The organism is Bacillus sp. FSL M7-1020 (genome assembly GCF_038050415.1).
GTDB classification, from domain to species: domain Bacteria; phylum Bacillota; class Bacilli; order Bacillales; family Bacillaceae_G; genus Bacillus_A; species Bacillus_A toyonensis.
Window position 1 is genome coordinate 5,105,001 of the sequence record NZ_JBBOTW010000001.1, and the last position, 26,575, is coordinate 5,131,575.

At 38.9% G+C, this 26,575-nt stretch carries 25 protein-coding genes, 2 rRNA genes and 2 other annotated features (1 of these 29 running past the window's edge); all 27 genes read left to right on the plus strand.

Going from position 1 to position 26,575, the window contains the following annotated elements:
* A 23S ribosomal RNA gene (locus MHB70_RS26300) occupies positions 1-1,678 on the plus strand; it begins 1,244 nt to the left of the window's first position.
* A 49-nt stretch (positions 1,679-1,727) separates the two neighbouring features.
* A 5S ribosomal RNA gene (gene rrf / locus MHB70_RS26305) occupies positions 1,728-1,843 on the plus strand.
* 208 nt (positions 1,844-2,051) lie between these two features.
* The gene (gene ctsR / locus MHB70_RS26310) at positions 2,052-2,513 is read left to right on the plus strand and encodes a transcriptional regulator CtsR (RefSeq protein ID WP_001244560.1); all 462 of its coding nucleotides are present in this window, start codon (positions 2,052-2,054) and stop codon (positions 2,511-2,513) included.
* Positions 2,514-2,683: 170 nt separating this feature from the next.
* Positions 2,684-3,232 carry a UvrB/UvrC motif-containing protein gene (locus MHB70_RS26315; RefSeq protein ID WP_000128388.1) on the plus strand — a complete coding sequence of 183 codons (549 nt, stop codon included), beginning with the start codon at positions 2,684-2,686 and terminating at the stop codon, positions 3,230-3,232.
* A 4-nt stretch (positions 3,233-3,236) separates the two neighbouring features.
* A complete protein-coding gene (locus MHB70_RS26320; protein WP_000050835.1) occupies positions 3,237-4,301 on the plus strand; it encodes a protein arginine kinase in 1,065 nt (354 codons plus the stop codon).
* A gap of 22 nt (positions 4,302-4,323) precedes the next feature.
* The gene (gene clpC, locus MHB70_RS26325; RefSeq protein ID WP_000971171.1) at positions 4,324-6,759 is read left to right on the plus strand and encodes an ATP-dependent protease ATP-binding subunit ClpC; all 2,436 of its coding nucleotides are present in this window, start codon (positions 4,324-4,326) and stop codon (positions 6,757-6,759) included.
* 95 nt (positions 6,760-6,854) lie between these two features.
* Positions 6,855-8,231, plus strand: a complete 1,377-nt coding sequence (radA, locus tag MHB70_RS26330; RefSeq protein ID WP_001085199.1) for a DNA repair protein RadA — start codon at positions 6,855-6,857, stop codon at positions 8,229-8,231.
* A gap of 3 nt (positions 8,232-8,234) precedes the next feature.
* The gene (gene disA, locus MHB70_RS26335; RefSeq protein ID WP_000392164.1) at positions 8,235-9,308 is read left to right on the plus strand and encodes a DNA integrity scanning diadenylate cyclase DisA; all 1,074 of its coding nucleotides are present in this window, start codon (positions 8,235-8,237) and stop codon (positions 9,306-9,308) included.
* Positions 9,309-9,468: 160 nt separating this feature from the next.
* Positions 9,469-10,572 (plus strand): PIN/TRAM domain-containing protein, encoded by a 1,104-nt coding sequence (locus tag MHB70_RS26340; protein ID WP_000919680.1) that lies wholly within the window; start codon positions 9,469-9,471, stop codon positions 10,570-10,572.
* Positions 10,573-10,588: 16 nt separating this feature from the next.
* Positions 10,589-11,269, plus strand: a complete 681-nt coding sequence (ispD, locus tag MHB70_RS26345; protein WP_000288308.1) for a 2-C-methyl-D-erythritol 4-phosphate cytidylyltransferase — start codon at positions 10,589-10,591, stop codon at positions 11,267-11,269.
* A 116-nt stretch (positions 11,270-11,385) separates the two neighbouring features.
* Entirely contained in the window at positions 11,386-11,862 is a 477-nt protein-coding gene (gene ispF, locus MHB70_RS26350) for a 2-C-methyl-D-erythritol 2,4-cyclodiphosphate synthase (RefSeq protein ID WP_000488380.1), read from the plus strand.
* 89 nt (positions 11,863-11,951) lie between these two features.
* Complete coding sequence (gltX, locus tag MHB70_RS26355) at positions 11,952-13,409, plus strand: glutamate--tRNA ligase (RefSeq protein WP_000415160.1); 1,458 nt, start codon at positions 11,952-11,954, stop codon at positions 13,407-13,409.
* Between the two features lie 47 nt (positions 13,410-13,456).
* Positions 13,457-13,705: a binding site (T-box leader), on the plus strand.
* Positions 13,706-13,851: 146 nt separating this feature from the next.
* The gene (gene cysE / locus MHB70_RS26360; RefSeq protein ID WP_000476498.1) at positions 13,852-14,517 is read left to right on the plus strand and encodes a serine O-acetyltransferase; all 666 of its coding nucleotides are present in this window, start codon (positions 13,852-13,854) and stop codon (positions 14,515-14,517) included.
* On the plus strand, positions 14,498-15,895 hold the full coding sequence (cysS, locus tag MHB70_RS26365) for a cysteine--tRNA ligase (protein ID WP_000152285.1): 1,398 nt from the start codon (positions 14,498-14,500) through the stop codon (positions 15,893-15,895). The genes cysE and cysS overlap by 20 nt, the downstream gene beginning before the upstream one ends.
* Positions 15,896-15,897: 2 nt before the next feature.
* On the plus strand, positions 15,898-16,305 hold the full coding sequence (locus MHB70_RS26370; protein WP_000564265.1) for a Mini-ribonuclease 3: 408 nt from the start codon (positions 15,898-15,900) through the stop codon (positions 16,303-16,305).
* Positions 16,302-17,045 (plus strand): 23S rRNA (guanosine(2251)-2'-O)-methyltransferase RlmB, encoded by a 744-nt coding sequence (gene rlmB, locus MHB70_RS26375; RefSeq protein ID WP_000093760.1) that lies wholly within the window; start codon positions 16,302-16,304, stop codon positions 17,043-17,045. The genes MHB70_RS26370 and rlmB overlap by 4 nt, the downstream gene beginning before the upstream one ends.
* A gap of 3 nt (positions 17,046-17,048) precedes the next feature.
* On the plus strand, positions 17,049-17,561 hold the full coding sequence (locus tag MHB70_RS26380; protein WP_000997879.1) for an NYN domain-containing protein: 513 nt from the start codon (positions 17,049-17,051) through the stop codon (positions 17,559-17,561).
* Between the two features lie 67 nt (positions 17,562-17,628).
* The gene (locus tag MHB70_RS26385; RefSeq protein WP_000387198.1) at positions 17,629-18,288 is read left to right on the plus strand and encodes an RNA polymerase sporulation sigma factor SigH; all 660 of its coding nucleotides are present in this window, start codon (positions 17,629-17,631) and stop codon (positions 18,286-18,288) included.
* Positions 18,289-18,418: 130 nt separating this feature from the next.
* Entirely contained in the window at positions 18,419-18,565 is a 147-nt protein-coding gene (rpmG, locus tag MHB70_RS26390; RefSeq protein ID WP_012260172.1) for a 50S ribosomal protein L33, read from the plus strand.
* A 23-nt stretch (positions 18,566-18,588) separates the two neighbouring features.
* Positions 18,589-18,768, plus strand: a complete 180-nt coding sequence (gene secE / locus MHB70_RS26395) for a preprotein translocase subunit SecE (RefSeq protein ID WP_001241321.1) — start codon at positions 18,589-18,591, stop codon at positions 18,766-18,768.
* Between the two features lie 131 nt (positions 18,769-18,899).
* Positions 18,900-19,433 (plus strand): transcription termination/antitermination protein NusG, encoded by a 534-nt coding sequence (gene nusG, locus MHB70_RS26400; RefSeq protein WP_000415793.1) that lies wholly within the window; start codon positions 18,900-18,902, stop codon positions 19,431-19,433.
* A gap of 167 nt (positions 19,434-19,600) precedes the next feature.
* On the plus strand, positions 19,601-20,026 hold the full coding sequence (gene rplK, locus MHB70_RS26405; RefSeq protein WP_001085872.1) for a 50S ribosomal protein L11: 426 nt from the start codon (positions 19,601-19,603) through the stop codon (positions 20,024-20,026).
* A 179-nt stretch (positions 20,027-20,205) separates the two neighbouring features.
* Positions 20,206-20,898 (plus strand): 50S ribosomal protein L1, encoded by a 693-nt coding sequence (gene rplA / locus MHB70_RS26410; RefSeq protein ID WP_002093855.1) that lies wholly within the window; start codon positions 20,206-20,208, stop codon positions 20,896-20,898.
* Between the two features lie 49 nt (positions 20,899-20,947).
* Positions 20,948-21,092 (plus strand) — a sequence feature (ribosomal protein L10 leader region).
* A 39-nt stretch (positions 21,093-21,131) separates the two neighbouring features.
* Complete coding sequence (rplJ, locus tag MHB70_RS26415) at positions 21,132-21,632, plus strand: 50S ribosomal protein L10 (protein ID WP_000048718.1); 501 nt, start codon at positions 21,132-21,134, stop codon at positions 21,630-21,632.
* A gap of 67 nt (positions 21,633-21,699) precedes the next feature.
* Positions 21,700-22,059, plus strand: coding sequence for a 50S ribosomal protein L7/L12 (gene rplL / locus MHB70_RS26420; RefSeq protein ID WP_000159737.1), 360 nt, complete (start codon positions 21,700-21,702; stop codon positions 22,057-22,059).
* Positions 22,060-22,133: 74 nt separating this feature from the next.
* A complete protein-coding gene (locus MHB70_RS26425; protein WP_000763276.1) occupies positions 22,134-22,733 on the plus strand; it encodes a class I SAM-dependent methyltransferase in 600 nt (199 codons plus the stop codon).
* A 291-nt stretch (positions 22,734-23,024) separates the two neighbouring features.
* Positions 23,025-26,558, plus strand: a complete 3,534-nt coding sequence (gene rpoB, locus MHB70_RS26430; protein WP_000147560.1) for a DNA-directed RNA polymerase subunit beta — start codon at positions 23,025-23,027, stop codon at positions 26,556-26,558.
* The last annotated feature ends 17 nt before the right edge of the window (positions 26,559-26,575 follow it).

Sequence of the window (26,575 nt, forward strand, 5' to 3'; positions counted from 1 at the left end):
CTAAGTGCAGTGAAGTCAGACCGGAAGGACTGGTGGAGCGCTTAGAAGTGAGAATGCCGGTATGAGTAGCGAAAGACGGGTGAGAATCCCGTCCACCGAATGCCTAAGGTTTCCTGAGGAAGGCTCGTCCGCTCAGGGTTAGTCAGGACCTAAGCCGAGGCCGACAGGCGTAGGCGATGGACAACAGGTTGATATTCCTGTACCACCTCTTTATCGTTTGAGCAATGGAGGGACGCAGAAGGATAGAAGAAGCGTGCGATTGGTTGTGCACGTCCAAGCAGTTAGGCTGATAAGTAGGCAAATCCGCTTATCGTGAAGGCTGAGCTGTGATGGGGAAGCTCCTTATGGAGCGAAGTCTTTGATTCCCCGCTGCCAAGAAAAGCTTCTAGCGAGATAAAAGGTGCCTGTACCGCAAACCGACACAGGTAGGCGAGGAGAGAATCCTAAGGTGTGCGAGAGAACTCTGGTTAAGGAACTCGGCAAAATGACCCCGTAACTTCGGGAGAAGGGGTGCTTTCTTAACGGAAAGCCGCAGTGAATAGGCCCAAGCGACTGTTTAGCAAAAACACAGGTCTCTGCGAAGCCGTAAGGCGAAGTATAGGGGCTGACACCTGCCCGGTGCTGGAAGGTTAAGGAGAGGGGTTAGCGTAAGCGAAGCTCTGAACTGAAGCCCCAGTAAACGGCGGCCGTAACTATAACGGTCCTAAGGTAGCGAAATTCCTTGTCGGGTAAGTTCCGACCCGCACGAAAGGTGTAACGATTTGGGCACTGTCTCAACCAGAGACTCGGTGAAATTATAGTACCTGTGAAGATGCAGGTTACCCGCGACAGGACGGAAAGACCCCGTGGAGCTTTACTGTAGCCTGATATTGAATTTTGGTACAGTTTGTACAGGATAGGCGGGAGCCATTGAAACCGGAGCGCTAGCTTCGGTGGAGGCGCTGGTGGGATACCGCCCTGACTGTATTGAAATTCTAACCTACGGGTCTTATCGACCCGGGAGACAGTGTCAGGTGGGCAGTTTGACTGGGGCGGTCGCCTCCTAAAGTGTAACGGAGGCGCCCAAAGGTTCCCTCAGAATGGTTGGAAATCATTCGTAGAGTGCAAAGGCATAAGGGAGCTTGACTGCGAGACCTACAAGTCGAGCAGGGACGAAAGTCGGGCTTAGTGATCCGGTGGTTCCGCATGGAAGGGCCATCGCTCAACGGATAAAAGCTACCCCGGGGATAACAGGCTTATCTCCCCCAAGAGTCCACATCGACGGGGAGGTTTGGCACCTCGATGTCGGCTCATCGCATCCTGGGGCTGTAGTCGGTCCCAAGGGTTGGGCTGTTCGCCCATTAAAGCGGTACGCGAGCTGGGTTCAGAACGTCGTGAGACAGTTCGGTCCCTATCCGTCGTGGGCGTAGGAAATTTGAGAGGAGCTGTCCTTAGTACGAGAGGACCGGGATGGACGCACCGCTGGTGTACCAGTTGTTCTGCCAAGGGCATAGCTGGGTAGCTATGTGCGGAAGGGATAAGTGCTGAAAGCATCTAAGCATGAAGCCCCCCTCAAGATGAGATTTCCCATAGCGTAAGCTAGTAAGATCCCTGAAAGATGATCAGGTTGATAGGTTCGAGGTGGAAGCATGGTGACATGTGGAGCTGACGAATACTAATAGATCGAGGACTTAACCATATAATATGAAGCAAATGTTATCTAGTTTTGAAGGAATATGCCTTCATAGTTTGGTGATGATGGCAGAGAGGTCACACCCGTTCCCATACCGAACACGGAAGTTAAGCTCTCTAGCGCCGATGGTAGTTGGGACCTTGTCCCTGTGAGAGTAGGACGTCGCCAAGCAACTAAAACACGAGTCAAATGACTCGTGTTTTTTCGTGTTTTATTTTATAATCCATAGTAATAAAAAAATGTGTTTAAAGTATTAATATTTTGATTAAATACAGGAGAATGTGGCTAGGATAGTGAATAAGCAAAAGAGTTGCAAATTTTATTAATACGTATATAATTAAAGTCAAAGATAGTCAAAGTCAATAAAGGTGGCGGATAAATGAGAAATATATCTGATATCATTGAGCAATATCTAAAGCAAGTTATTGACTTAAGCAATAATAATGTGATTGAAATTAAGAGAAATGAGATTGCGGATCGGTTCGAGTGCGTACCATCTCAAATCAATTATGTAATCAATACCCGTTTTACGTTAGAAAGAGGATTTGTAGTAGAAAGTAAACGTGGTGGAGGAGGTTACATTCGCATTATAAAAGTCAAACTGCATGACGATATAGACATTATTGATCAAATGCTTCATATGATTGATCATAGTGTTGCGCAAGGGAATGCAGAAAGCATGATTATACGTTTAATAGAAGAGGGAATCATAACAAATCGTGAAGCGAAACTGATGTTAAGCGTAATAGATCGTTCTGTATTATCAATGGATGTTCCTTCTCGAGATGAACTTAGGGCTCGAATATTATGCGCAATGTTAAGAACACTGAAATATAAATAAATATAGCTTTTGTAAAAGAATGATGACTAAGATAAAGCAGTTAAATGTTGTAGAAGTTTTGAAAAAGAACATGCACTTTTATTTAAACGGATTCAGGAAAGCGAACAATCTAGTAATGTATGAAAAGTATCATGAGATAGAGCGTTCCTGTTGTAAAGGTGGGGATAGTGATGACTTGTCAAAACTGTAATATAAGACCAGCGACTTTACATTATACAAAAGTAATTAACGAGAAGAAGGCGGAAGTTCATCTTTGTGAGCAATGTGCAGAGCAAAGTGGCTATACGTCTTTCTTTCAATCATCGCAGTCTAACTTTTCATTTCATGATTTATTTGCTGGTTTATTACACGGTGAATCAACAATGTTTGAAGAAGGAAAAAATGGATTTTCAAATGCAAATATAGTAAGATGCCCAGATTGTAAGATGACATATGAACAATTTACAAAAGTGGGACGTTTTGGCTGTTCTTCTTGCTACGATACATTTAAGGAGCATTTAAAGCCACTATTAAAACGTCTTCATGGTGGGCATACAGATCATTGTGGAAAAATTCCGGAACGTATAGAAGGAAATATCCACTTAAAGAAAGAATTAGATGAACTAAAACTCATTCTGAAACAATGCGTACAGAAAGAGGAATTTGAGAAAGCTGCAGAGGTAAGAGATAAGATTCGAGGTCTTGAAATACATCTTAGTGAGCATAGAGAGGGGGAATAGTTCTATGTCACTGGACAAAATTATGAATGAAGCGATTAGTCCATGGATGAAGGGGGATGGCCCTGATTCTGATATTGTTTTAAGTAGTCGAATTCGTTTGGCTCGTAATTTTAAACAATATCAATTTTCTACTATGCAAAACGAAGAAGAAGCTAAACAGATTCATGAATTATTTAAAAAAAAATTTATAAATAAAGCAGTAGGGTCCTTTGGGGAGTTTGGACTATTAAAGATGAATGAATTAACCCCCCTTCAAAGGAGAGTTTTAGTCGAAAAGCATTTAATTAGTCCAAATCTTGCAGGGACAGAATATGGAGCATGTCTACTATCAGAAAGTGAACATATTAGTGTTATGCTTAATGAAGAAGACCATATTCGGATTCAGTGCCTATTTTCAGGATTACAGTTATCAGAGGCGCTTCAAAGCGCCAATCAAATAGATAATTGGATTGAGAAAGAAGTTGAATACGCTTTTGATGAATCACTTGGATATATTACAAGCTGTCCTACTAATGTTGGCACAGGGTTAAGAGCTTCTGTGATGATTCATTTACCGGGACTGGTTTTAACAAAAAGAATTAGCCGTATTATACAAGTAATTCAAAAATTAGGGTTAGTAGTAAGAGGAATATACGGTGAAGGTAGCGAAGCGTTAGGTAATATATTTCAAGTGTCAAATCAAATGACGCTAGGAAAGTCTGAAGAAGATATTATTGCAGATTTAAAAGGTGTCATTCAACAAATTATACAGCAAGAAAAAATGGCTAGAGAATTAATTGTACAAAATTCAAGTATTGAACTTGAAGATAAGGTTTATCGTTCTTACGGCATACTAGCAAACAGTCGTTTAATTCAATCTGCAGAAGCTGCTAATTGCTTATCAGATGTACGACTTGGTATTGATCTAGGATATATAAAAGGTATATCGAGAAATATTTTGACGGAGTTAATGGTTCTTACTCAACCGGGCATTTTACAACAATACGCAGGAGGACCTTTAGGGCCAGAAGAAAGAGATTATCGAAGATCAACCTTAATCCGTGAGCGATTACGTATTGAAAAAAACTAAGCGCAAGTAGGAGGCGATTTCTATGATGTTTGGAAGATTTACAGAAAGAGCACAGAAAGTATTAGCTTTATCTCAAGAGGAAGCAATTCGTATTGGGCATAATAATATTGGAACAGAACATATTTTACTTGGGCTTGTACGCGAAGGTGAAGGAATTGCAGCAAAAGCGTTAATTGCTCTTGGATTAAGTCCAGAGAAAGTTCAAAAAGAAGTAGAAGCGTTAATTGGGCGTGGAACAGAAGCTTCTCAAACTGTACATTATACACCTCGTGCTAAAAAGGTTATTGAATTATCTATGGATGAAGCGCGTAAGCTAGGCCATTCTTACGTTGGAACAGAACACATTTTACTCGGTTTAATCCGTGAAGGTGAAGGTGTAGCGGCACGTGTTTTAAATAATTTAGGTGTAAGTTTAAATAAAGCGAGACAACAAGTGTTACAACTTCTTGGAAGTAATGAAGCTAGTTCAGGTCATCAAGGTGGTTCAGCAACAAATGCAAATACACCGACACTTGACAGTTTAGCAAGGGACTTAACAGTTGTTGCACGTGAAAATCGCTTAGACCCTGTTATTGGACGTGGTAAAGAAATTCAACGTGTAATTGAGGTGTTAAGCCGTAGAACGAAAAACAACCCAGTATTAATCGGTGAGCCTGGTGTAGGTAAAACGGCAATTGCAGAAGGATTAGCACAGCAAATTGTAAATAATGAAGTTCCTGAAACTTTAAGAGATAAGCGTGTTATGACACTAGACATGGGTACAGTAGTAGCTGGAACGAAATATCGCGGTGAATTTGAAGACCGTTTAAAGAAAGTGATGGATGAAATTCGCCAAGCAGGCAATATTATTCTATTTATTGATGAGCTTCATACATTAATTGGTGCCGGTGGAGCAGAAGGTGCAATCGATGCATCGAATATTTTAAAACCATCTTTAGCACGAGGAGAGTTACAATGTATTGGGGCGACAACTTTAGATGAGTATCGCAAATATATTGAAAAAGACGCGGCTTTAGAAAGACGTTTTCAACCAATTCATGTTGATGAGCCAAGTTTAGAAGAATCGATTCAAATCTTGAAAGGTTTACGTGACCGTTATGAGGCGCATCACCGTGTATCTATTACAGATGACGCTATTGATGCAGCTGTAAAACTTTCAGATCGTTATATTACAGATCGCTTTTTACCGGATAAAGCAATTGATTTAATTGATGAAGCTGCTTCAAAAGTTCGCTTACGTTCTTATACAACACCACCAAACTTAAAAGAGCTTGAAGTGAAGCTTGAGGAGATTCGAAAAGAAAAAGATGCGGCTGTACAAAGTCAAGAATTTGAAAAGGCTGCATCTTTACGTGATATGGAACAACGCTTACGAGAGAAGTTAGAAGATACAAAACGTCAATGGAAAGAGCAACAAGGAAAAGAAAATTCAGAGGTTACGGTAGAAGATATTGCAAATGTCGTTTCTACATGGACGCGTATCCCAGTTTCTAAACTTGCACAAACAGAGACTGATAAATTATTAAACTTAGAATCCATTCTTCATGATCGTTTAATTGGTCAAGATGAAGCGGTAGTAGCTGTAGCAAAAGCTGTTCGTCGTGCGAGAGCAGGATTAAAAGATCCGAAGCGCCCAATTGGTTCATTTATTTTCTTAGGGCCAACAGGTGTAGGTAAAACAGAACTTGCAAGAGCACTAGCAGAATCTATGTTCGGTGATGAAGATGCAATGATTCGCATCGATATGTCAGAGTACATGGAGAAGCATTCTACTTCCCGTTTAGTTGGTTCTCCTCCAGGATATGTTGGATATGAAGAAGGTGGACAATTAACAGAGAAAGTTCGTCGCAAGCCATATTCAGTTGTCTTATTAGATGAGGTAGAGAAAGCTCATCCGGATGTGTTTAATATTTTACTACAAGTATTAGAAGATGGTCGTTTAACCGATTCTAAAGGACGTACAGTAGATTTCCGTAATACAATTGTTATTATGACATCTAACGTTGGGGCAGATGCATTAAAACGTAATAAGTATCTTGGATTTAACGTACAAGATGAGAGCCGCGATTATTCGGATATGAAAGGTAAAGTAATGGATGAACTGAAAAAAGCATTTCGTCCAGAATTCTTAAACCGTATCGATGAAATTATCGTATTCCATATGCTTGAGAAAAAACATATTCAAGAAATAGTAACTCTTATGGTAAATCAGTTAGTGAATCGCTTAAAAGAACAAGAAATCGAATTGCAATTAACAGAAGGGGCAATTTCTGCTATTGCTGATAAAGGATTTGATCGTGAGTACGGTGCTCGTCCGCTTCGTAGGGCAATTCAGAAGCATGTAGAAGATAGACTATCTGAAGAACTTTTAAAAGGTGCTATTGAGAAAGGACAAAAAGTTATCTTTGATGTAGAAGGAGAATCATTTGTCATTCATAGTGCGGAAAAGGTAAAATAAGTATAGACAAACAAAGAGGGCTACGCGATAGCCCTCTTTCTTGTACGAGAAGGATAAACGTTTATAGACGAAAGTGAAGTGAACTATAAAAAGGTATGGCTAAAAAGAAAACGAAATTTATATGTCAAGAGTGTGGTTATCAGTCACCGAAATATATGGGTAAATGTCCCGGATGTGGTCAATGGAATACACTTGTTGAAGAGATGGAACCAGTTGTATCATCAAGGCGCCTTAATTACGCGAATGCAATTCAAACGGAAGTAACAAAACCAAGACGTCTTACTGAAGTAGAAACAAAGTCTGAGGCACGTATTGAAACGGAATTTCAAGAGTTTAACCGTGTGCTTGGTGGCGGAATTGTAGATGGGTCCTTAGTACTTATTGGTGGAGACCCTGGGATTGGAAAATCAACATTACTATTACAGATTTCATCGCAATTAGCAGATTCTTCATATGATGTATTATACATATCGGGTGAGGAGTCGGCAAAGCAGATTAAACTTCGTGCAGATCGTTTGCATGTAAAGGGTAGCAATCTATTTGTTGTAGCAGAGACAGATCTGCAGCGTATTGCAGCACATATTGAAGAAATGAATCCAGCTTTTGTTGTTATTGATTCTATTCAAACGATACATTTACCTGAAGTGACGTCAGCACCAGGAAGTGTGGCACAAGTACGTGAATGTACAGCGGAATTAATGAAACTTGCAAAAACAAAAGGAATCCCTATTTTCATCGTCGGGCATGTGACAAAAGAAGGAGCAATTGCAGGACCTCGTATGTTAGAACATATGGTCGATGCAGTTCTCTACTTTGAGGGAGATCGACACCATACGTATCGTATTTTACGAGCTGTGAAGAACCGTTTTGGTTCCACGAATGAAATGGGTATCTTTGAAATGAAAGAGCTTGGTCTTGCGGAAGTTTTAAATCCTTCTGAAATCTTCCTTGAGGAAAGGCCGGTTGGTGTTGCAGGGTCAACAGTAGTTGCTTCAATGGAAGGAACAAGACCGGTTTTAGTAGAAATACAAGCTTTAATCTCCCCTACTAGTTTTGGAAATCCTCGAAGAATGGCGACGGGAATTGATCATAACCGTGTTTCGCTTATTATGGCAGTATTAGAAAAAAGAACAGGCTTACTATTGCAAAATCAAGATGCATATTTAAAAGTAGCTGGTGGTTTGAAATTAGATGAACCGGCAATTGATTTAGCAGTGGCTTTAAGTATAGCCTCAAGTTTTAGGGATAAATCTACGGCACCAACCGATGCAGTAATAGGAGAAGTAGGATTAACTGGAGAAATAAGAAGAGTATCAAGAATCGAACAACGTGTACAAGAAGCGGCTAAATTAGGATTTCAACGTGTTATTATTCCTAGAAAAAACTTAGGAGGATGGACAATTCCAGATGGGATTGAGGTTGTAGGTGTTTCTAATTTAGGAGAAGCGCTTCGTTTGACATTAGGAGGCTAGGCTATGGAAGAAAATAAGCAACGTGTCAAAAGTATGATTAATATTTTACAGCTCGTGGCCCCAGGGACACCACTGCGCGAAGGGATAGATAATGTACTTCGCGCACAAACAGGGGGACTAATTGTTCTTGGATATAATGAGCAGATTAAAAGTATTGTTGATGGCGGTTTTCACATTAATTGTGCATTCTCTCCTGCTAGTTTATATGAATTAGCAAAAATGGACGGGGCACTTATTTTAAATGAAACGGGAAGTAAAATTTTAATAGCAAATGCACAGTTAGTTCCAGAGGCATCTATTGATTCTATTGAAACAGGCATGCGTCACCGAACAGCAGAACGTGTAGCGAAGCAGACTGGTAGCCTTGTTGTAGCTATTTCACAAAGACGTAACGTAATTACGCTATATCAAGGGAACTTACGTTATACACTAAAAGATATAGGGGTTATTTTAACAAAGGCAAATCAAGCTATTCAAACGTTAGAAAAATATAAGGCTGTATGGAATGATGGTATTACGAATTTGGGCATTCTAGAATTTGAAGAGGTCGTTACAATGTCCGAGGTCGTTCACGTTTTACATAGTGTTGAAATGGTACTGCGTATTAAAAATGAAATATTGAGCTATATTCATGAGCTAGGAACAGAAGGTAGGTTAATCCGTTTACAACTTACAGAACTACTAGCTGATTTAGAGGCAGAGGCAGCATTATTAATCAAAGATTATCACCAAGAAAAAACACAAGACCATCATCAAATTTTGAAAAAGTTGCAGGACCTTGCAAATACACAACTTTTAGAGGATAGTGATTTAGTAAAATTACTTGGCTACCCAGGGCAAACGAGTTTAGAAGAAAGTGTGACGCCAAGGGGATATCGAATCACAAGCAAAATCTCTCGTGTTCCGCCACTTATCATTGAAAATTTAATTAATCGATTCAAAACGTTGCAAGGTGTTTGTCGCGCGACTATTCATGAATTGGATGATGTGGAAGGAATTGGAGAAGTAAGGGCGAAGAAAATACGAGAAGGCTTAAAAAGAATTCAAGAGCATCTCTATATGAGTAGACACAATTAAGAATATTACATTGATTCCATAATATAACGACACTAGAACATTTTTGGTATATGATATGATATATTGGTAAATAAAACTATTTATAAAAAAACACGTCCGCTTTTGCATTCGGCGTTTTGATTAGCGAAACAATGGTTAATAATGAGTAGGAGGTGGTTGGATGTTAAAACGGATCGTACAGCTCTTCTTTCTAGTAATTGGGGGAGCGTTAGGGATTTACTTAATCCCAAAAGTTATTAATGTATTAGACATCGGTGCTGTTCCTTTATTGGAAGGATCGTATGTTCGTGCAATTATTGGTGCAATTATTTTATTTTTAACAACATTTTGGCTTGTAGATTATATTGTTCAACTTATTAAGCATATTGAAGAGGCTCTTGTAAAGGCGCCTGTAGCAGATGTTTTATTTGGTACATTAGGTTTAATCTCTGGTCTCATTGTTGCATATTTAATTTTAATACCAATTCGTGAATTTACAATTCCGGTTATTAGCACAGTATTGCAAGTGTTCTTTACTCTTTTACTTGGATATTTAGGATTCCAAGTAGGATTTAAAAAGAGGAATGAATTGCTAGGATTATTTACATTACCCCAACGCGGAGGTAAGAAGAAAAACAATAGTGAGAACGAAGAGATAGAGGTAGAAAAATCTACGGCTCATTGGAAAATTCTCGATACGAGTGTAATTATTGATGGACGTATTGCTGATATTTGCCAAACGAAGTTTTTAGAAGGAACAATTGTAATTCCACAATTCGTATTAGAAGAGCTTCAGCATATTGCCGACTCCTCCGATGCTTTAAAGCGTAATCGTGGTCGCAGAGGACTAGACATTTTAAATCGTATTCAAAAAGAGATGCCGATTCCGGTAGAAATTTATGAAGGCGATTTCGAGGATATCCAAGAGGTGGATAGCAAACTTGTAAAGTTAGCTAAAATCACCGGTGGAACTGTAGTAACAAATGATTTTAACTTAAATAAAGTTTCTGAATTACAAGGAGTAACGGTGTTAAACATTAATGATTTAGCTAATGCAATTAAACCAGTTGTACTCCCTGGCGAAGAATTAAGTGTTTATGTTGTGAAAGATGGTAAAGAGCAAAACCAAGGTGTTGCGTACTTAGATGATGGTACGATGATTGTAGTAGAAGATGGTAGAGAGTATGTAGGTTCGCAACTTAATGTACTAGTTACTAGCGTATTACAAACATCGGCTGGTCGTATGATTTTCGCAAAACGTAAATTATTAGAAAAAGCATTATAGGTAGAGGATTATTAATATGTATACATTAATTATTCCGGCAGCCGGTCAAGGAAAGCGGATGGGTGCTGGCAAAAATAAGTTGTTCTTACTTATAAATGAAGTACCGATTATCGTGCATACATTACGTGCTTTTGAAAGAGATAAGGCGTGCAAAAGTATTGTTATGGCAATTAACGAAGAGGAACGCCCGTATTTTGAAGAATTAATGCAGAAGTATCCGATTGAAAAACAGGTGCAATTTATTCAAGGTGGGGCTGAAAGACAAGATAGTGTATATAACGCGATTCAGCATGCAAGTGATGTGGAATACGTTCTTGTGCATGACGGAGCGCGCCCATTCGTAACGAATAAAGTGATTCAAGATGTATTAACAGCAGCAGAAAAATATGGGGCTTCCATTTGTGCAGTGCCAGTAAAGGATACAGTGAAGAAAGTAGAGCAAGGTGTTGTTGTCGAAACGGTAGAACGATCTCAGCTTAAGGCTGTACAAACACCGCAAGGGTTCTCTGTTTCGCTTTTGTTAGAAGCTCATAGGAGTGCAAAACAGAGCTGTTTTCTTGGTACAGATGATGCAAGTCTCGTAGAACGCATTGGTAAGCAAGTAGGTGTAGTAGAGGGGAGTTACTATAATATTAAAGTGACGACTCCAGAGGATTTACTAATTGCTGAAAGTTTCCTTCATGTTCAGAAAAAATAGCCGTGATGGTGTATAACAAAGGAAAGCTCGGCAATAGCCGGGCTTTTCTTTGTAAGGATATCGATATAATATAGAGTCATAAAGCTCAGTGGTTTAGCTCAAGGAGGATGTAAAGAATGTTTCGAATTGGACAAGGTTTTGATGTACATGAATTTGCGGAAGGTAGACCGTTAATTATTGGCGGAATTACAATTCCTCATGAGAAGGGATTAATCGGTCACTCAGATGCGGATGTATTGTTACATACGATTGCTGACGCATGTCTAGGAGCAATTGCAGCAGGAGATATTGGAAAGCATTTTCCTGATACTGATCCTGCCTTTAAAGATGCAGATTCAGCTATATTACTACAAAAGGTTTGGGAATTTGTACGCGAACAAGGTTACGAGCTAGGAAATCTAGATTGTACAATTATTGCTCAAAAGCCAAAAATGGCACCGCATATTGAAAGTATGCGTAAACGTATTAGTGAACTGTTAGAAACGTCTATAGATAACATTAATGTAAAGGCAACAACAACGGAAAAATTAGGATTTACAGGTAGAGAAGAAGGAATTGCTTCTCAAGCAGTGGTATTATTACAGAAAAAATAATGGTTTTTAATTCGTAAGATGGATAATCACATTTTTTTGTTGTACAATTATAGAATGTGTTGACATTAAGAATGGAAGGTGTACCAATTATGGAAAAGCAAGTGAGAGTGCGCTATGCGCCAAGTCCAACAGGACACTTACATATCGGAAATGCGCGTACGGCATTATTTAATTATTTATTTGCTCGTCATCAAGATGGTAAGTTTATTATTCGTATTGAAGATACTGATGTAAAACGTAATGTTGCAGGTGGAGAAGAAAGCCAATTAAAATACTTGAAATGGCTCGGTATGGACTGGGATGAAGGTGTTGATGTTGGTGGTGAATTCGGACCATATCGTCAAACAGAGCGTTTAGATATTTATAAAAAATTATATCTAGATTTATTAGAGCGTGGTTTAGCTTACAAATGTTATATGACAGAAGAAGAGCTGGAAGCAGAGCGTGAAGGACAAATTTCTCGTGGTGAAACACCTCGTTATGCAGGTAACCATCGTGATTTAACTGAAGAACAAATGAAAGAATTTGAAGCTGAGGGACGTATTCCAAGTATTCGTTTCCGTGTACCAGCTGATCGTGATTACACATTCAAAGACATCGTAAAAGATGAAGTTGCATTCCATTCAAATGATTTCGGTGATTTTGTTATCGTGAAAAAAGATGGAATTCCAACTTATAACTTTGCGGTAGCAGTAGATGATCACTTAATGGAGATTACACATGTGCTTCGTGGCGATGATCATATTTCAAATACGCCAAAACAAATGATGATTTATGAAGCTTTCGGTTGGGACATCCCACAATTCGGTCATATGACCCTAATTGTTAACGAAAGCCGTAAAAAGTTAAGTAAACGTGATGAATCTATTATTCAATTTATTGAGCAATATAAAGAGCTAGGATATCTTCCAGAAGCAATCTTTAACTTTATTGCACTACTAGGTTGGTCGCCGGTAGGAGAAGAAGAGATCTTCTCTAAAGATGAGTTCATCAAAATGTTCGATGCAGCTCGTTTATCAAAATCACCTGCATTATTTGATTCTCAAAAATTAAAATGGATGAACAACCAGTATATGAAAAAGCAAGATTTAGATACGGTTGTAGAGTTAAGTTTACCGCATTTAGTGAAAGCTGGACGTGTGGGCGAAACTTTAAGTGAACAAGAACAAGCTTGGATTCGTGATGTAATTGCTTTATATCATGACCAAATGAGTTTCGGAGCTGAAATCGTAGAGCTTTCTGAAATGTTCTTTAAAGATCATGTTGATTATGAAGAAGAAGGACAAGAAGTATTAAATGGTGAACAGGTACCTGAAGTACTTCGTGCATTTGCTGGTCAAATAGAAGCTCTAGAAGCGATGGAGCCTGCAGCGATTAAGGCAGCTATTAAAGCAGTTCAAAAGGAAACAGGGCATAAAGGTAAAAACTTATTTATGCCAATCCGTGTTGCTACTACTGGTCAAACACATGGTCCAGAGCTTCCTAATGCGATTGCACTTCTTGGGAAAGAAAAAGTTTTAAATCGTCTTCAAAAAGTAATTGGTTAACATTTTCTAGGTTTAGAAATATAATAAGTATACTTAAAATCTAATAAGGAAAAGCGACGAGAAGGAGAAGTAGAAAATCAGGCTTTTTACAGAGAGAACCACCTTTAGGCTGGAAGTGGTTTATAAGCGGATTTTTGAAATGCCCCTTCGAGTCTTCTGCTGAACAACGAATTGTTTCGTGAAATGTCTTAGGGCGTAAAGTAAGCAGAAGCGGTGTACACCGTTATCATGGATGAGTTTGAGGCTTTTTTATTAGCCTAAACAGAGTGGAACCGCGCTTAAAAGGCGTCTCTGTCAATATGACAGAGGCGTCTTTTTTTATACCGTAAAAGTGGGTATAAGTATAAGTTTGATCTCCTTGTATAAAGATTTAGAGGATAAGTGGGGAGTTAAGGGAGTTAGTTCACTCGAAAAAGCAGCCCATAAAGGGGAGGGGACATCGATGTTTAAGAGGCTTCGGGAAGATATTGAAGTCGTTTTTGAACAGGATCCAGCGGCACGAAGTTATTTCGAAGTCATTTTGACTTACTCTGGATTACATGCAGTTTGGGCCCATCGAATTGCACATGCTTTTTATAAAAAGAATTTCTTTTTTATTGCACGTTGGATTTCACAAGTTAGTCGGTTTTTTACTGGCATTGAGATTCATCCAGGAGCAACAATTGGTCGTCATTTTTTCATTGACCATGGAATGGGGGTTGTAATTGGAGAAACGTGTGAGATTGGTGATAATGTAACAATTTATCAAGGTGTTACATTAGGTGGTACGGGAAAAGAAAAGGGAAAGAGGCACCCTACAATTCAGGATAATGTATTAATTGCAACAGGTGCTAAAGTACTAGGCTCAATTACTGTTGGAGAGAATTCTAAAATTGGAGCAGGATCCGTTGTATTAAAAGAAGTCCCTGCGCATTCTACAGTTGTAGGTATACCTGGCCGAGTCGTTATTCAAAATGGAGTGAAGATTGGTCAAGAGTTAAATCATTCCGATCTTCCGGATCCGATTTTTGATAAATTAAAGGTTATGGAAGCAGAACTTGATAAATTGAAAAAGCAACTTGAAGTAAAGGTAGAAAGGAAGGATAAAAATGACTATTCACATTTATAATACGCTAACACGTCAAAAGGAAAAGTTTATTCCATTAGAAGAAAATAAGGTAAAGATGTATGTTTGCGGTCCTACAGTATATAACTACATCCATATTGGGAATGCGAGACCCCCTATGGTGTTCGATACAGTACGCCGTTATTTAGAATACAAAGGGTACGAAGTGCAGTATGTATCTAACTTTACTGACGTAGATGATAAATTAATTAAAGCAGCAAATGAATTAGGTGAAGATGTACCGACAATTGCTGACCGTTTCGTTGAAGCATATTTTGAAGATGTAACCGCACTAGGTTGCAAACATGCAACAGTTCATCCGCGTGTAACAGAAAATATGGATATTATTATTGAATTTATTCAAGAACTTGTGAATAAAGGGTATGCATATGAATCAGAAGGTGATGTGTACTTTAGAACGAAAGAATTCGAAGGTTACGGTAAATTATCGCATCAGCCAATCGCTGATTTACGTCATGGTGCACGTATTGAAGTAGGAGAAAAGAAACAAGACCCTCTTGACTTTGCTTTATGGAAAGCTGCAAAAGAGGGAGAAATCTTCTGGGAAAGCCCTTGGGGGAAAGGACGTCCAGGGTGGCATATTGAATGCTCAGCGATGGCACGTAAGTACTTAGGGGATACAATTGACATTCATGCTGGTGGTCAAGACTTAGCATTTCCTCATCATGAAAATGAAATTGCACAGTCCGAGGCGTTGACTGGAAAAACATTTGCACGTTACTGGATGCATAATGGATATATTAATATTGATAATGAGAAGATGTCTAAGTCACTTGGAAACTTCATTTTAGTTCACGATATCATTAAGCAATATGATCCACAGTTAATTAGATTCTTTATGCTATCAGTACATTACCGTCATCCAATTAACTTTAGTGAAGAGTTATTACAAAGTACGAATAACGGGCTAGAAAGAATTAAAACAGCTTACGGTAACTTAAAGCATCGTATGGAAAGTAGCGCGAATTTAACAGATCATAATGAGAAATGGTTAGCTGAGATGGAAAAATTCCAGGCTGCATTTGAAGAAGCAATGGATGATGACTTCAATACTGCTAATGCGATTACTGAATTATATAATGTAGCAAATCACGCAAATCAATATTTATTAGAAGAACATACTTCTAAAGTTGTAATTGAAGCATACGTGAAACAACTTGAAACATTATTCGATATTTTAGGATTAGAATTAGCAAAAGAAGAATTGCTTGATGAGGAAATTGAGGCGCTTATCCAAAAGCGTATTGAAGCTCGTAAAAATCGTGATTTCGCATTATCTGATCAAATTCGCGATGATTTAAAAGAACGTAATATTATTTTAGAAGATACCGCACAAGGTACAAGATGGAAAAGAGGATAAGAATGATTGATGCAAAGCAATTAAACAGCTTAGCGTTAGCATATATGGGTGATGCGGTATATGAACAATATATCCGCTATCACCTCCTTCAAAAAGGAAAGGTTCGTCCTAATCAATTACATCGCTTAGGGACGAGCTTTGTTTCGGCAAAAGCACAGGCGAAAGTTGTTTATCATTTATTAGAGACGTCATTTTTGACAGAGGAAGAAGAGGCGGTATTAAGAAGAGGGCGTAATGCAAATTCAGGTACCGTTCCGAAAAATACGGATGTACAAACATATCGACATAGTACAGCCTTTGAAGCGCTAATTGGTTATCATCACTTATTAAATAATCGTGAAAGATTAGACGAAATTGTATATAAGGCAATTGCAGTTTTAGAAGAAAAGGAAGGGGGCACATCATCATGAGTAGTGAATATATTATCGGACGTAACCCTGTAATTGAAGCGTTACGATCAGGGAGAGATATTAATAAAATTTGGATCGCGGAAGGTGCTGCCAAAGGGCAAGTGCAGATTGTACTAGCATTAGCGAAAGAAAATAAGATTATTTTACAACATGCACCAAAGAAGAAGTTAGATCAATTAGTTGAGGGTAATCATCAAGGTGTAATTGCTCAAGTAGCTGCATACCAGTATGCTGAATTAGAAGATTTATTCAAAGTAGCAGAAAAACGTAATGAAGATCCATTCTTCTTAATCTTAGATGAAATTGAAGATCCGCACAACCTAGGTTCTATTATGCGTACTGCTGATGCCACAGGAGCTCATGGGGTTATTATTCCGAAAAGAAGGGCTGTAGGACTTACAGCATCAGTTGCAAAAGCATCAACAGGAGCAATTGAATATATTCCAGTTGCGCGCGTAACAAACTTATCTCGCACAATTGATGAATTGAAGGAACGCGGACTTTGGATTGCTGGTACAGATGCCAAAGGAAAAACGGATTACCGTAATATAGATGGTAAAATGCCGATTGGATTAGTAATTGGTAGTGAAGGAAAAGGTATGAGTCGTATTATTGGTGAAAAGTGTGATTTCTTAATTACTTTACCGATGGTTGGTAAAGTTACATCCTTAAATGCTTCAGTAGCCGCAAGTTTGTTAATGTATGAGGTATATCGTAAACGTCACGAAATTGGTAAATAAAAAATGAACGATATTTTAATCGTTGACGGTTACAACATTATCGGAGCTTGGGGAGACTTGAAAAAACTACGGGATGTAGATTTGCAATCATCAAGAGACGCGCTTATTGATAAGATGGCGGATTATCAAGGATATACAGGAACGAAAGTAATGATAGTCTTTGATGCCTATACAGTCCACGGTATTGAAAAAAAGATGAAACAATCGCGGGTGGAAGTAATATTCACGCGCAAAAATCAAACTGCGGACGAAAAGATAGAGAAACTTGCGATTGAGCTTAGAAATATAAATACACAAATATATGTTGCGACTTCTGATTATACGGAACAATGGGTTATATTTGCGCAAGGTGCCCTTCGGAAATCTGCGCGTGAATTAGAGTTAGAAGTACAAGCGATGGAACAACAAGTAAGAAGACGTACAAAAGACACGAAAGAAAAGCAACCTGCCATGCGAAAGATATTCAGTGAGGATATTACAGAAAAATTAGAAAAATTAAGAAGAGGAGAGCGTTGAAGCATTGACGCTCTTTGTCTTTTTACTGTATAATATTGCTAAATAAATAGCGGTCGGAGGGATCAAGGTGGAAGCAGGCTTCGTAAGTGTAGGCGACGTTACATTTCGTGATTTAGAGGATGAGGCAATCGTTGAGTTAGTTCGAAAAGGTAATACTGACGCTCTAGAATATTTAATTCATAAATATAAGAACTTTGTTCGCGCGAAATCAAGATCTTATTTCTTAGTGGGTGCCGATCGAGAAGATATTGTTCAAGAAGGTATGATTGGATTGTTTAAAGCAATTCGTGATTATAAAGAGGACAAGCTGTCTTCGTTCAAAGCATTTGCTGAACTGTGTATTACTCGACAAATTATTACCGCTATTAAAACAGCAACAAGACAAAAACATATTCCTTTAAATTCGTATGTGTCTTTAGATAAGCCGATTTACGATGAGGAATCTGATCGAACGTTATTGGATGTTATTTCCGAAGCGAAGGTGACTGATCCTGAAGAGATGATCATTAGTCAAGAAGAATATACCGACATAGAGTCTAAAATATCTGAATTATTAAGCGATTTAGAAAGAAAAGTACTTTCTTTATACTTAGATGGTCGCTCTTATCAAGAGATTTCGGAACAGTTAAACAGACATGTGAAATCTATTGATAACGCTTTACAGCGGGTGAAGAGGAAATTGGAACGATATATGGAAATGAGAGAGAGTACAACTTTAAATTCATAGAAAGTAACGCAGGTGTAAATTAATTCACCTGTTTTCTTTTTGTAAAGAGAGTGGGAGTCATGACATTGACATTGTCTTTTGTTGTATGATACATTTTTAGGGACATAATGTTACAAGGCTGGTGTAACTAATGAGGAAAAAAGTTGTACTCTCATGTGAAGAGTGTAAAAATCGAAACTACTCTACGATGAAAGATACGAGCTCAGTAGAGCGACTTGAGATAAAGAAGTTTTGTAAAACATGCAATAAGCATACAGTTCACAAGGAAACAAAATAAATAATACACTGGAGGTCCCGCAGATGCGTTTAACGAACTTTTTCGGCGATGTAGGTCGCGAAATGAAAAAAGTAAGTTGGCCTAAAAAAGATGAATTACTCCGCTCAACAGCGACTGTTATCGCTACAGTTGTGTTCTTTGCGATTTTCTTCGCAGTAGTTGATATGGGCATTTCTTCTTTAATTCGGTTAATTCTTGGTTAATTCTTGAATAAGAAGCACTTATCCATGATATAATGTTATTTATAAGAACTGTGTAAAAGCCCGGTGAACGGGTTTTTTCATTTGCGCAAAAAAATGTACGTCAGGGAGGGAAGGACGCTCGTCCTAAATGAATGGAAAAAAGTTGGTATGTTGTCCATACTTATTCTGGATATGAAAATAAAGTAAAGGCAAACCTAGAGAAACGTGTAGAATCAATGGGTATGCAAGATAAAATTTTCCGTGTTGTTGTCCCGGAAGAAGTAGAAGTAGAAATGAAAAATGGTAAAGAAAAAATAATGAAAAGAAAAGTGTTCCCAGGTTACGTATTAGTGGAACTAATCATGACTGATGACTCTTGGTATGTTGTTCGTAATACACCGGGTGTAACAGGTTTTGTTGGTTCTTCAGGTTCTGGATCTAAACCATCTCCTCTATTAGAAGAGGAAGTTGTTACCATTATGAAGCATATGGGAATGGACAATGAAGTGGTTGATTTCGACTTTGAACTTCATGAGACAGTACGTGTAAATGAGGGACCATTCGCAGATTATACAGGTGCTATTGAAGAAATTGATGTGGAGAAGAAGAAAGTTAGTGTGCTTGTAGATATGTTTGGTCGCGAGACTCCAGTTGAACTTGACTTCCATCAAATTGAAAAATTATAAAATGAAACTTGAAATGAATTGTAAAAAGTGATAATATCTTTTAAGTCAGTACGTCTTCGTTATCGGAGACGTTTTTTGAAAGATTTTATCGTTACAGATAAAATATGACGTGGGAGGGCAAATCACTGTCCAATTGACCACATCACGGACTTAAGGAGGTGTGTCTCGTGGCTAAAAAGGTAATTAAAATGGTAAAGCTTCAAATTCCTGCAGGTAAAGCTAACCCAGCTCCACCAGTTGGTCCAGCATTAGGACAAGCAGGTGTTAACATCATGGGCTTCTGTAAAGAGTTTAACGCTCGTACAGCAGATCAAGCTGGTCTTATCATCCCTGTTGAAATTACGGTATTTGAGGACCGTTCATTCACTTTCATTACTAAAACTCCTCCTGCTGCTGTTCTTCTTAAGAAAGTAGCTGGTATTGAGTCTGGTTCTGGTGAACCAAACCGTAATAAAGTGGCAACTGTTAAGCGTGATAAAGTACGCGAAATCGCTGAAACTAAAATGCCTGACCTAAACGCTGCTAGCGTAGAAGCTGCAATGCGTATGGTTGAAGGTACTGCACGCAGTATGGGCATCGTTATCGAAGACTAATTCGATTTGTTTTTAAAAAAGGTTGCGGGTCTGGAATTCCAATTCGCAACCTTTATTATCGTAAATGATTATCGTTTTTTAAAATAAAAGGATGGCGCGCATCCTCAGGTTATCCCTGGAAAAAAAGCGTAAACGTGGGAGGTTATTCCGCTAAAACCACATTCGAGGAGGAAATAAAAATGGCTAAAAGAGGTAAAAAGTACGTAGAAGCTGCGAAGCTTGTCGATCGTGCAACTGCTTACTCTGCAACAGAAGCAGTAGAATTAGTAAAGAAAACAAACACAGCTAAATTTGATGCAACTGTAGAAGCTGCATTCCGTTTAGGTGTTGACCCTAAGAAAGCTGACCAACAAATTCGTGGCGCAGTTGTTCTTCCACACGGTACTGGTAAAGTACAACGTGTATTAGTATTCGCTAAAGGCGAAAAAGCAAAAGAAGCTGAAGCTGCTGGCGCTGAATTCGTAGGCGATGCTGATTACATCGGTAAAATCCAACAAGGTTGGTTCGATTTCGATGTAGTAGTAGCAACTCCTGACATGATGGGTGAAGTTGGTAAACTTGGTCGCGTATTAGGACCTAAAGGTTTAATGCCAAACCCTAAAACTGGAACAGTTACTTTCGATGTAACTAAAGCTGTTAACGAAATCAAAGCTGGTAAAGTTGAATACCGCGTTGATAAAGCTGGTAACATCCACGTTCCAATCGGTAAAGTATCTTTCGAAGATGCTAAACTAGTAGAAAACTTCAAAACAATTGCTGACACGCTACAAAAAGCTAAGCCAGCTGCTGCAAAAGGTACTTACATGAAGAATGCAACTGTTGCTTCTACAATGGGACCTGGCGTACGCGTAGACGTTTCTACACTTGCGTAAAAATTGGAAGTTGACTTCATAAAGAAGTTTTAATATAATCATTTATGTTGTGAATTTAAATAGTGTACCGTAGACAGTAGGTGTCATTCGACTTAATTTCCTACCTAGGTGTTAATATACGAAGCGGAATTTTTTTTCTGTGACTATATGCCTCCATGTCTACAAGTTGGGCATGGAGGTTTTTAGTGCACTTTCGGTACATCTTCTATATAATCTACAGGAGGTGTAATAACATGAGCAAAGTAATCGAAACTAAACAACAAGTTGTAACTGAAATCGCGGACAAACTTCGCGCTAGTAAATCTACAATCGTTGTTGACTACCGTGGTTTAACAGTTTCTGAAGCAACAGAATTACGTAAGCAATTACGTGAAGCTGGCGTTGAGTTCAAAGTTTACAAAAACTCTTTAACTCGTCGTGCTGCAGAGTCTGCTGAAATGGCTGAGTTAAACGAATTCTTAACAGGACCAAACGCAATCGCGTTCAGTAACGAGGATGTAGTTGCTCCTGCGAAAGTATTAAACGACTTCGCTACAAAACATGAAGCTTTAGAAATTAAAGCGGGCGTAATCGAAGGTAAACTTGTAACACTTGATGAGGTTAAAGCTATCGCTACTCTTCCATCACGTGAAGGCTTACTTTCTATGCTTCTTAGCGTTCTTCAAGCTCCAATCCGTAACCTTGCACTTGCTACTAAAGCAGTTGCAGAACAAAAGGAAGAGCAAGGCGCTTAATTTTTTAAAAGATAATTACTTGTTATCTATAAAACAATACAAACCTATTTAAGGGAGGATATTTACAATGACTAAAGAACAAATCATTGAAGCAGTTAAATCTATGACTGTATTAGAACTTAACGACTTAGTAAAAGCTATCGAGGAAGAATTCGGCGTAACTGCTGCTGCTCCTGTAGCTGTAGCTGGTGGCGCTGGTGAAGCTGCTGCTGAGAAAACTGAATTTGACGTAGTACTTGCAAGTGCTGGCGCTCAAAAAATCAAAGTTATCAAAGCTGTACGTGAAATCACTGGTCTTGGCTTAAAAGAAGCTAAAGAATTAGTTGACAACACTCCAAAAGCAATCAAAGAAGGCGTTTCTAAAGAGGAAGCTGAAGAAATGAAAGCTAAACTTGAAGAAGTTGGCGCTGCTGTAGAAGTTAAGTAATTAACTTTTGATGCTTTAAAAAGCTCGCTCTCATGCGAGCTTTTTTTTTAACTGTAAAGAAAAGAGGTGGCCATATGGCAGACCATTATTTTTCTAACGACCCTTCTAGTAAGAGTGATCGTAAACGATGGGAATTTACGCTTCGTGAATCTCGATTTACTTTTTTATCTGACCATGGGGTGTTCTCGAAAAACGAAGTGGACTTTGGTTCTCGTCTTTTAATTGAAGCGTTTCAAATGCCAGATGTTAAAGGTAATGTGTTAGACGTAGGGTGTGGGTACGGTCCAATCGGTTTGTCGTTAGCGAAAGAGTTTCAAGATCGTGAAATTCACATGGTGGATGTGAATGAAAGGGCCTTGGGGCTTGCAAAAGAAAATGCCGCTAATAACAAAATTGAAAATGTACGTATTTTGCAAAGTAGTGTCTATGAAAATGTAGATGGCAAGTATGCTGTTATTCTATCTAATCCTCCAATTCGTGCTGGTAAAGATATCGTGCATGAGATTTTAGAAAAAGCTGTAGAGTATTTAGTTTCAGGTGGAGAATTGTGGATTGTTATTCAAAAGAAACAAGGTGCACCATCTGCGCTAAAAAAACTAGAAGAAGTATTTTCTGAAGTTGAAGTTGTAGAAAAGAAAAAAGGATATTATATCATAAAATCAAAAAAGCGTTGACGGTTATTTTTGGCTATGTTAACATTATACAATGCCAATATATGATTTTCTGCGTTGAGAAAAGATGTATATTTTTGTTTCTCTTGGAAAAGATAGTAAAATCAGCAGATTATGAAACAGAATGATGGTTTTCTTAAAGAAGCCATTTTTCTTTTTGAGCAGGTAGAAAGACTCAACGTATCTATCTTTAAGAGAAAAAAACTACGCTAATAGCAGTAGTTGTATTTATTTGTGATTTTGCACAAATTTTTTTGTGCATTTATAATACTCATGATTTGAGGGGTGAAGCAGTTGACAGGTCAACTAGTTCAATACGGACGCCACCGCCAACGAAGAAGTTATGCCCGTATTAGTGAAGTATTAGAGTTACCAAATCTTATCGAAATTCAAACCTCTTCTTATCAGTGGTTTCTTGATGAGGGTTTGCGAGAAATGTTCCAAGACATTTCTCCGATCGAAGACTTTACGGGAAATCTATCGCTTGAATTTATCGACTACAGCTTAGGTGAACCTAAATACTCTGTAGAAGAATGCAAAGAGCGTGATGTGACGTATGCAGCACCACTTCGTGTAAAAGTGCGTCTAATCAACAAGGAAACTGGTGAAGTAAAAGAACAAGATGTGTTCATGGGAGATTTCCCACTCATGACAGAGACTGGAACATTCGTAATTAACGGTGCAGAACGTGTTATCGTTTCCCAGTTAGTTCGCTCTCCAAGCGTATACTATAGTGGCAAAGTGGATAAAAACGGAAAACGTGGTTTTACTGCTACTGTAATTCCAAACCGCGGGGCTTGGTTAGAGTATGAGACAGATGCTAAGGATGTTGTATATGTACGTATTGACCGTACTCGTAAACTTCCTGTAACTGTTTTGTTACGCGCATTAGGGTTTGGCTCTGATCAAGAAATCACCGAGCTTTTAGGTGATAACGAATACTTAAGCAACACATTAGAAAAAGACAACACAGATAGCACAGAAAAAGCATTGCTTGAAATTTATGAGCGTCTACGCCCTGGTGAACCACCAACAGTAGAAAATGCAAAGAGCTTACTTGTGTCTCGTTTCTTTGATCCGAAGCGCTACGACTTAGCAAATGTAGGCCGCTATAAGATCAACAAAAAGCTACACATTAAAAATAGATTGTTTAACCAACGTTTAGCTGAAACACTGGTGGATCCAGAAACTGGTGAAATTTTAGCGGCAGAAGGAACAGTCTTAGATCGTCGTACGCTTGATCGCATTCTACCTTACTTAGAGAAAAACATTGGATTCAAAACAGCGAAACCAATGGGTGGAGTGGTAGCAGGCGATGTTGAGCTGCAATCTATTAAGATTTATGCTCCTGAGTCAGAAGGCGAACGCGTAATTAACGTAATTGGTAATGCAAATATTACTCGTGATATAAAACATATTACACCAGGTGATATCCTTGCTTCTATCAGCTACTTCTTCAACCTACTATACAAAGTAGGGGATACAGACGATATCGACCACTTAGGAAACCGTCGTTTACGTTCAGTAGGAGAGCTTTTACAAAACCAATTCCGTATCGGTCTTTCTCGTATGGAACGTGTTGTTCGTGAGAGAATGTCGATTCAAGATACAAATGCAATTACACCACAGGCGTTAATTAACATCCGTCCTGTTATTGCATCTATTAAAGAGTTCTTCGGAAGTTCTCAGTTATCTCAGTTCATGGACCAAACAAACCCATTAGCAGAGTTAACTCACAAACGAAGACTATCTGCATTAGGACCCGGTGGTTTAACGCGTGAGCGCGCAGGCTTTGAAGTGCGTGACGTTCACTACTCTCACTACGGTCGTATGTGTCCGATTGAAACACCAGAGGGACCAAACATCGGTTTGATTAACTCATTATCTTCGTTCGCGAAAGTAAATGAGTTTGGTTTCATTGAAACACCATACCGTCGTGTTGACCCAGAAACTGGTCTTGTAACAGGGCAGGTTGATTATTTAACAGCAGATGAAGAAGATAATTATGTTGTAGCCCAAGCGAATATGAAATTATCTGAAGAAGGAGAATTCCTTGATGAAGATATCGTAGCTCGTTTCCGTGGTGAAAACATTGTCACAAATAAAGAACGCATCGACTATATGGATGTATCTCCAAAGCAAGTAGTGTCGGCAGCGACAGCTTGTATTCCGTTCTTAGAAAACGATGACTCTAACCGCGCACTTATGGGAGCGAACATGCAACGTCAGGCGGTTCCGTTAATGAATCCGGAATCACCGATTGTAGGTACAGGTATGGAGTACGTATCAGCAAAAGACTCAGGTGCTGCAGTAATCTGTAAACACCCTGGTGTTGTTGAACGCGTAGAAGCACGTGAAGTTTGGGTACGTCGCTATGTAGAAGTTGACGGTCAAACAGTAAAAGGCGACTTAGATCGCTACAAAATGCAAAAATTCATTCGTTCTAACCAAGGAACTTGCTACAACCAACGTCCAATCGTAAGTGTTGGAAATGAAGTTGTAAAAGGTGAAATCCTTGCGGATGGTCCTTCTATGGAATTAGGTGAACTAGCACTTGGACGTAACGTGCTTGTTGGCTTCATGACATGGGACGGTTATAACTATGAGGATGCGATCATTATGAGTGAGCGCCTTGTAAAAGATGATGTGTACACTTCTATTCATATTGAAGAATATGAGTCAGAAGCTCGTGATACGAAGCTTGGACCAGAAGAAATTACACGTGATATTCCAAACGTCGGAGAAGATGCACTTCGTAACCTTGATGAGCGTGGTATTATTCGCGTCGGTGCTGAAGTAAAAGATGGAGATCTACTTGTTGGTAAAGTAACACCTAAAGGTGTAACAGAATTAACAGCAGAAGAACGTCTATTACATGCAATCTTCGGTGAAAAAGCACGTGAAGTACGTGATACATCACTACGTGTACCACATGGTGGTGGCGGTATTATCTTAGACGTAAAAGTATTCAACCGTGAAGATGGCGATGAATTGCCACCGGGCGTGAATCAACTTGTACGTGCGTATATCGTTCAAAAACGTAAAATTTCTGAAGGTGACAAGATGGCAGGACGTCACGGTAACAAAGGTGTTATCTCTCGTATTTTACCAGAAGAAGATATGCCTTACTTACCAGATGGTACGCCAATCGATATCATGTTAAACCCATTAGGGGTACCATCTCGTATGAATATCGGTCAGGTATTAGAGCTTCATCTTGGTATGGCAGCAAGATACCTTGGCATTCACATTGCAACACCAGTATTCGATGGTGCTCGTGAGGAAGATGTATGGGGCACAATTGAAGAAGCTGGTATGGCAAATGACGCGAAAACAATCCTGTATGACGGACGTACTGGTGAACCATTCGATAACCGCGTATCTGTTGGTGTCATGTATATGATCAAACTTGCGCACATGGTTGACGATAAACTTCATGCTCGTTCTACTGGACCATACTCACTTGTAACGCAGCAACCTCTTGGAGGTAAAGCTCAGTTCGGTGGACAGCGTTTCGGTGAGATGGAGGTTTGGGCACTTGAAGCTTATGGTGCTGCTTATACTCTTCAAGAAATCTTAACAGTGAAGTCTGATGATGTTATCGGACGTGTTAAGACGTATGAAGCAATTGTTAAAGGTGAAAATGTTCCAGAACCAGGCGTTCCTGAATCATTCAAAGTATTGATTAAAGAACTGCAAAGTTTAGGTATGGACGTTAAAATGATGTCTAGCGACGATAAAGAAATCGAAATGCGTGATACAGAAGATGACGACGATCATCAATCAGCAGATAAATTGAATGTCGAAGTTGAGACAACTAAGGAATAATTGGGATAACCTGTAGA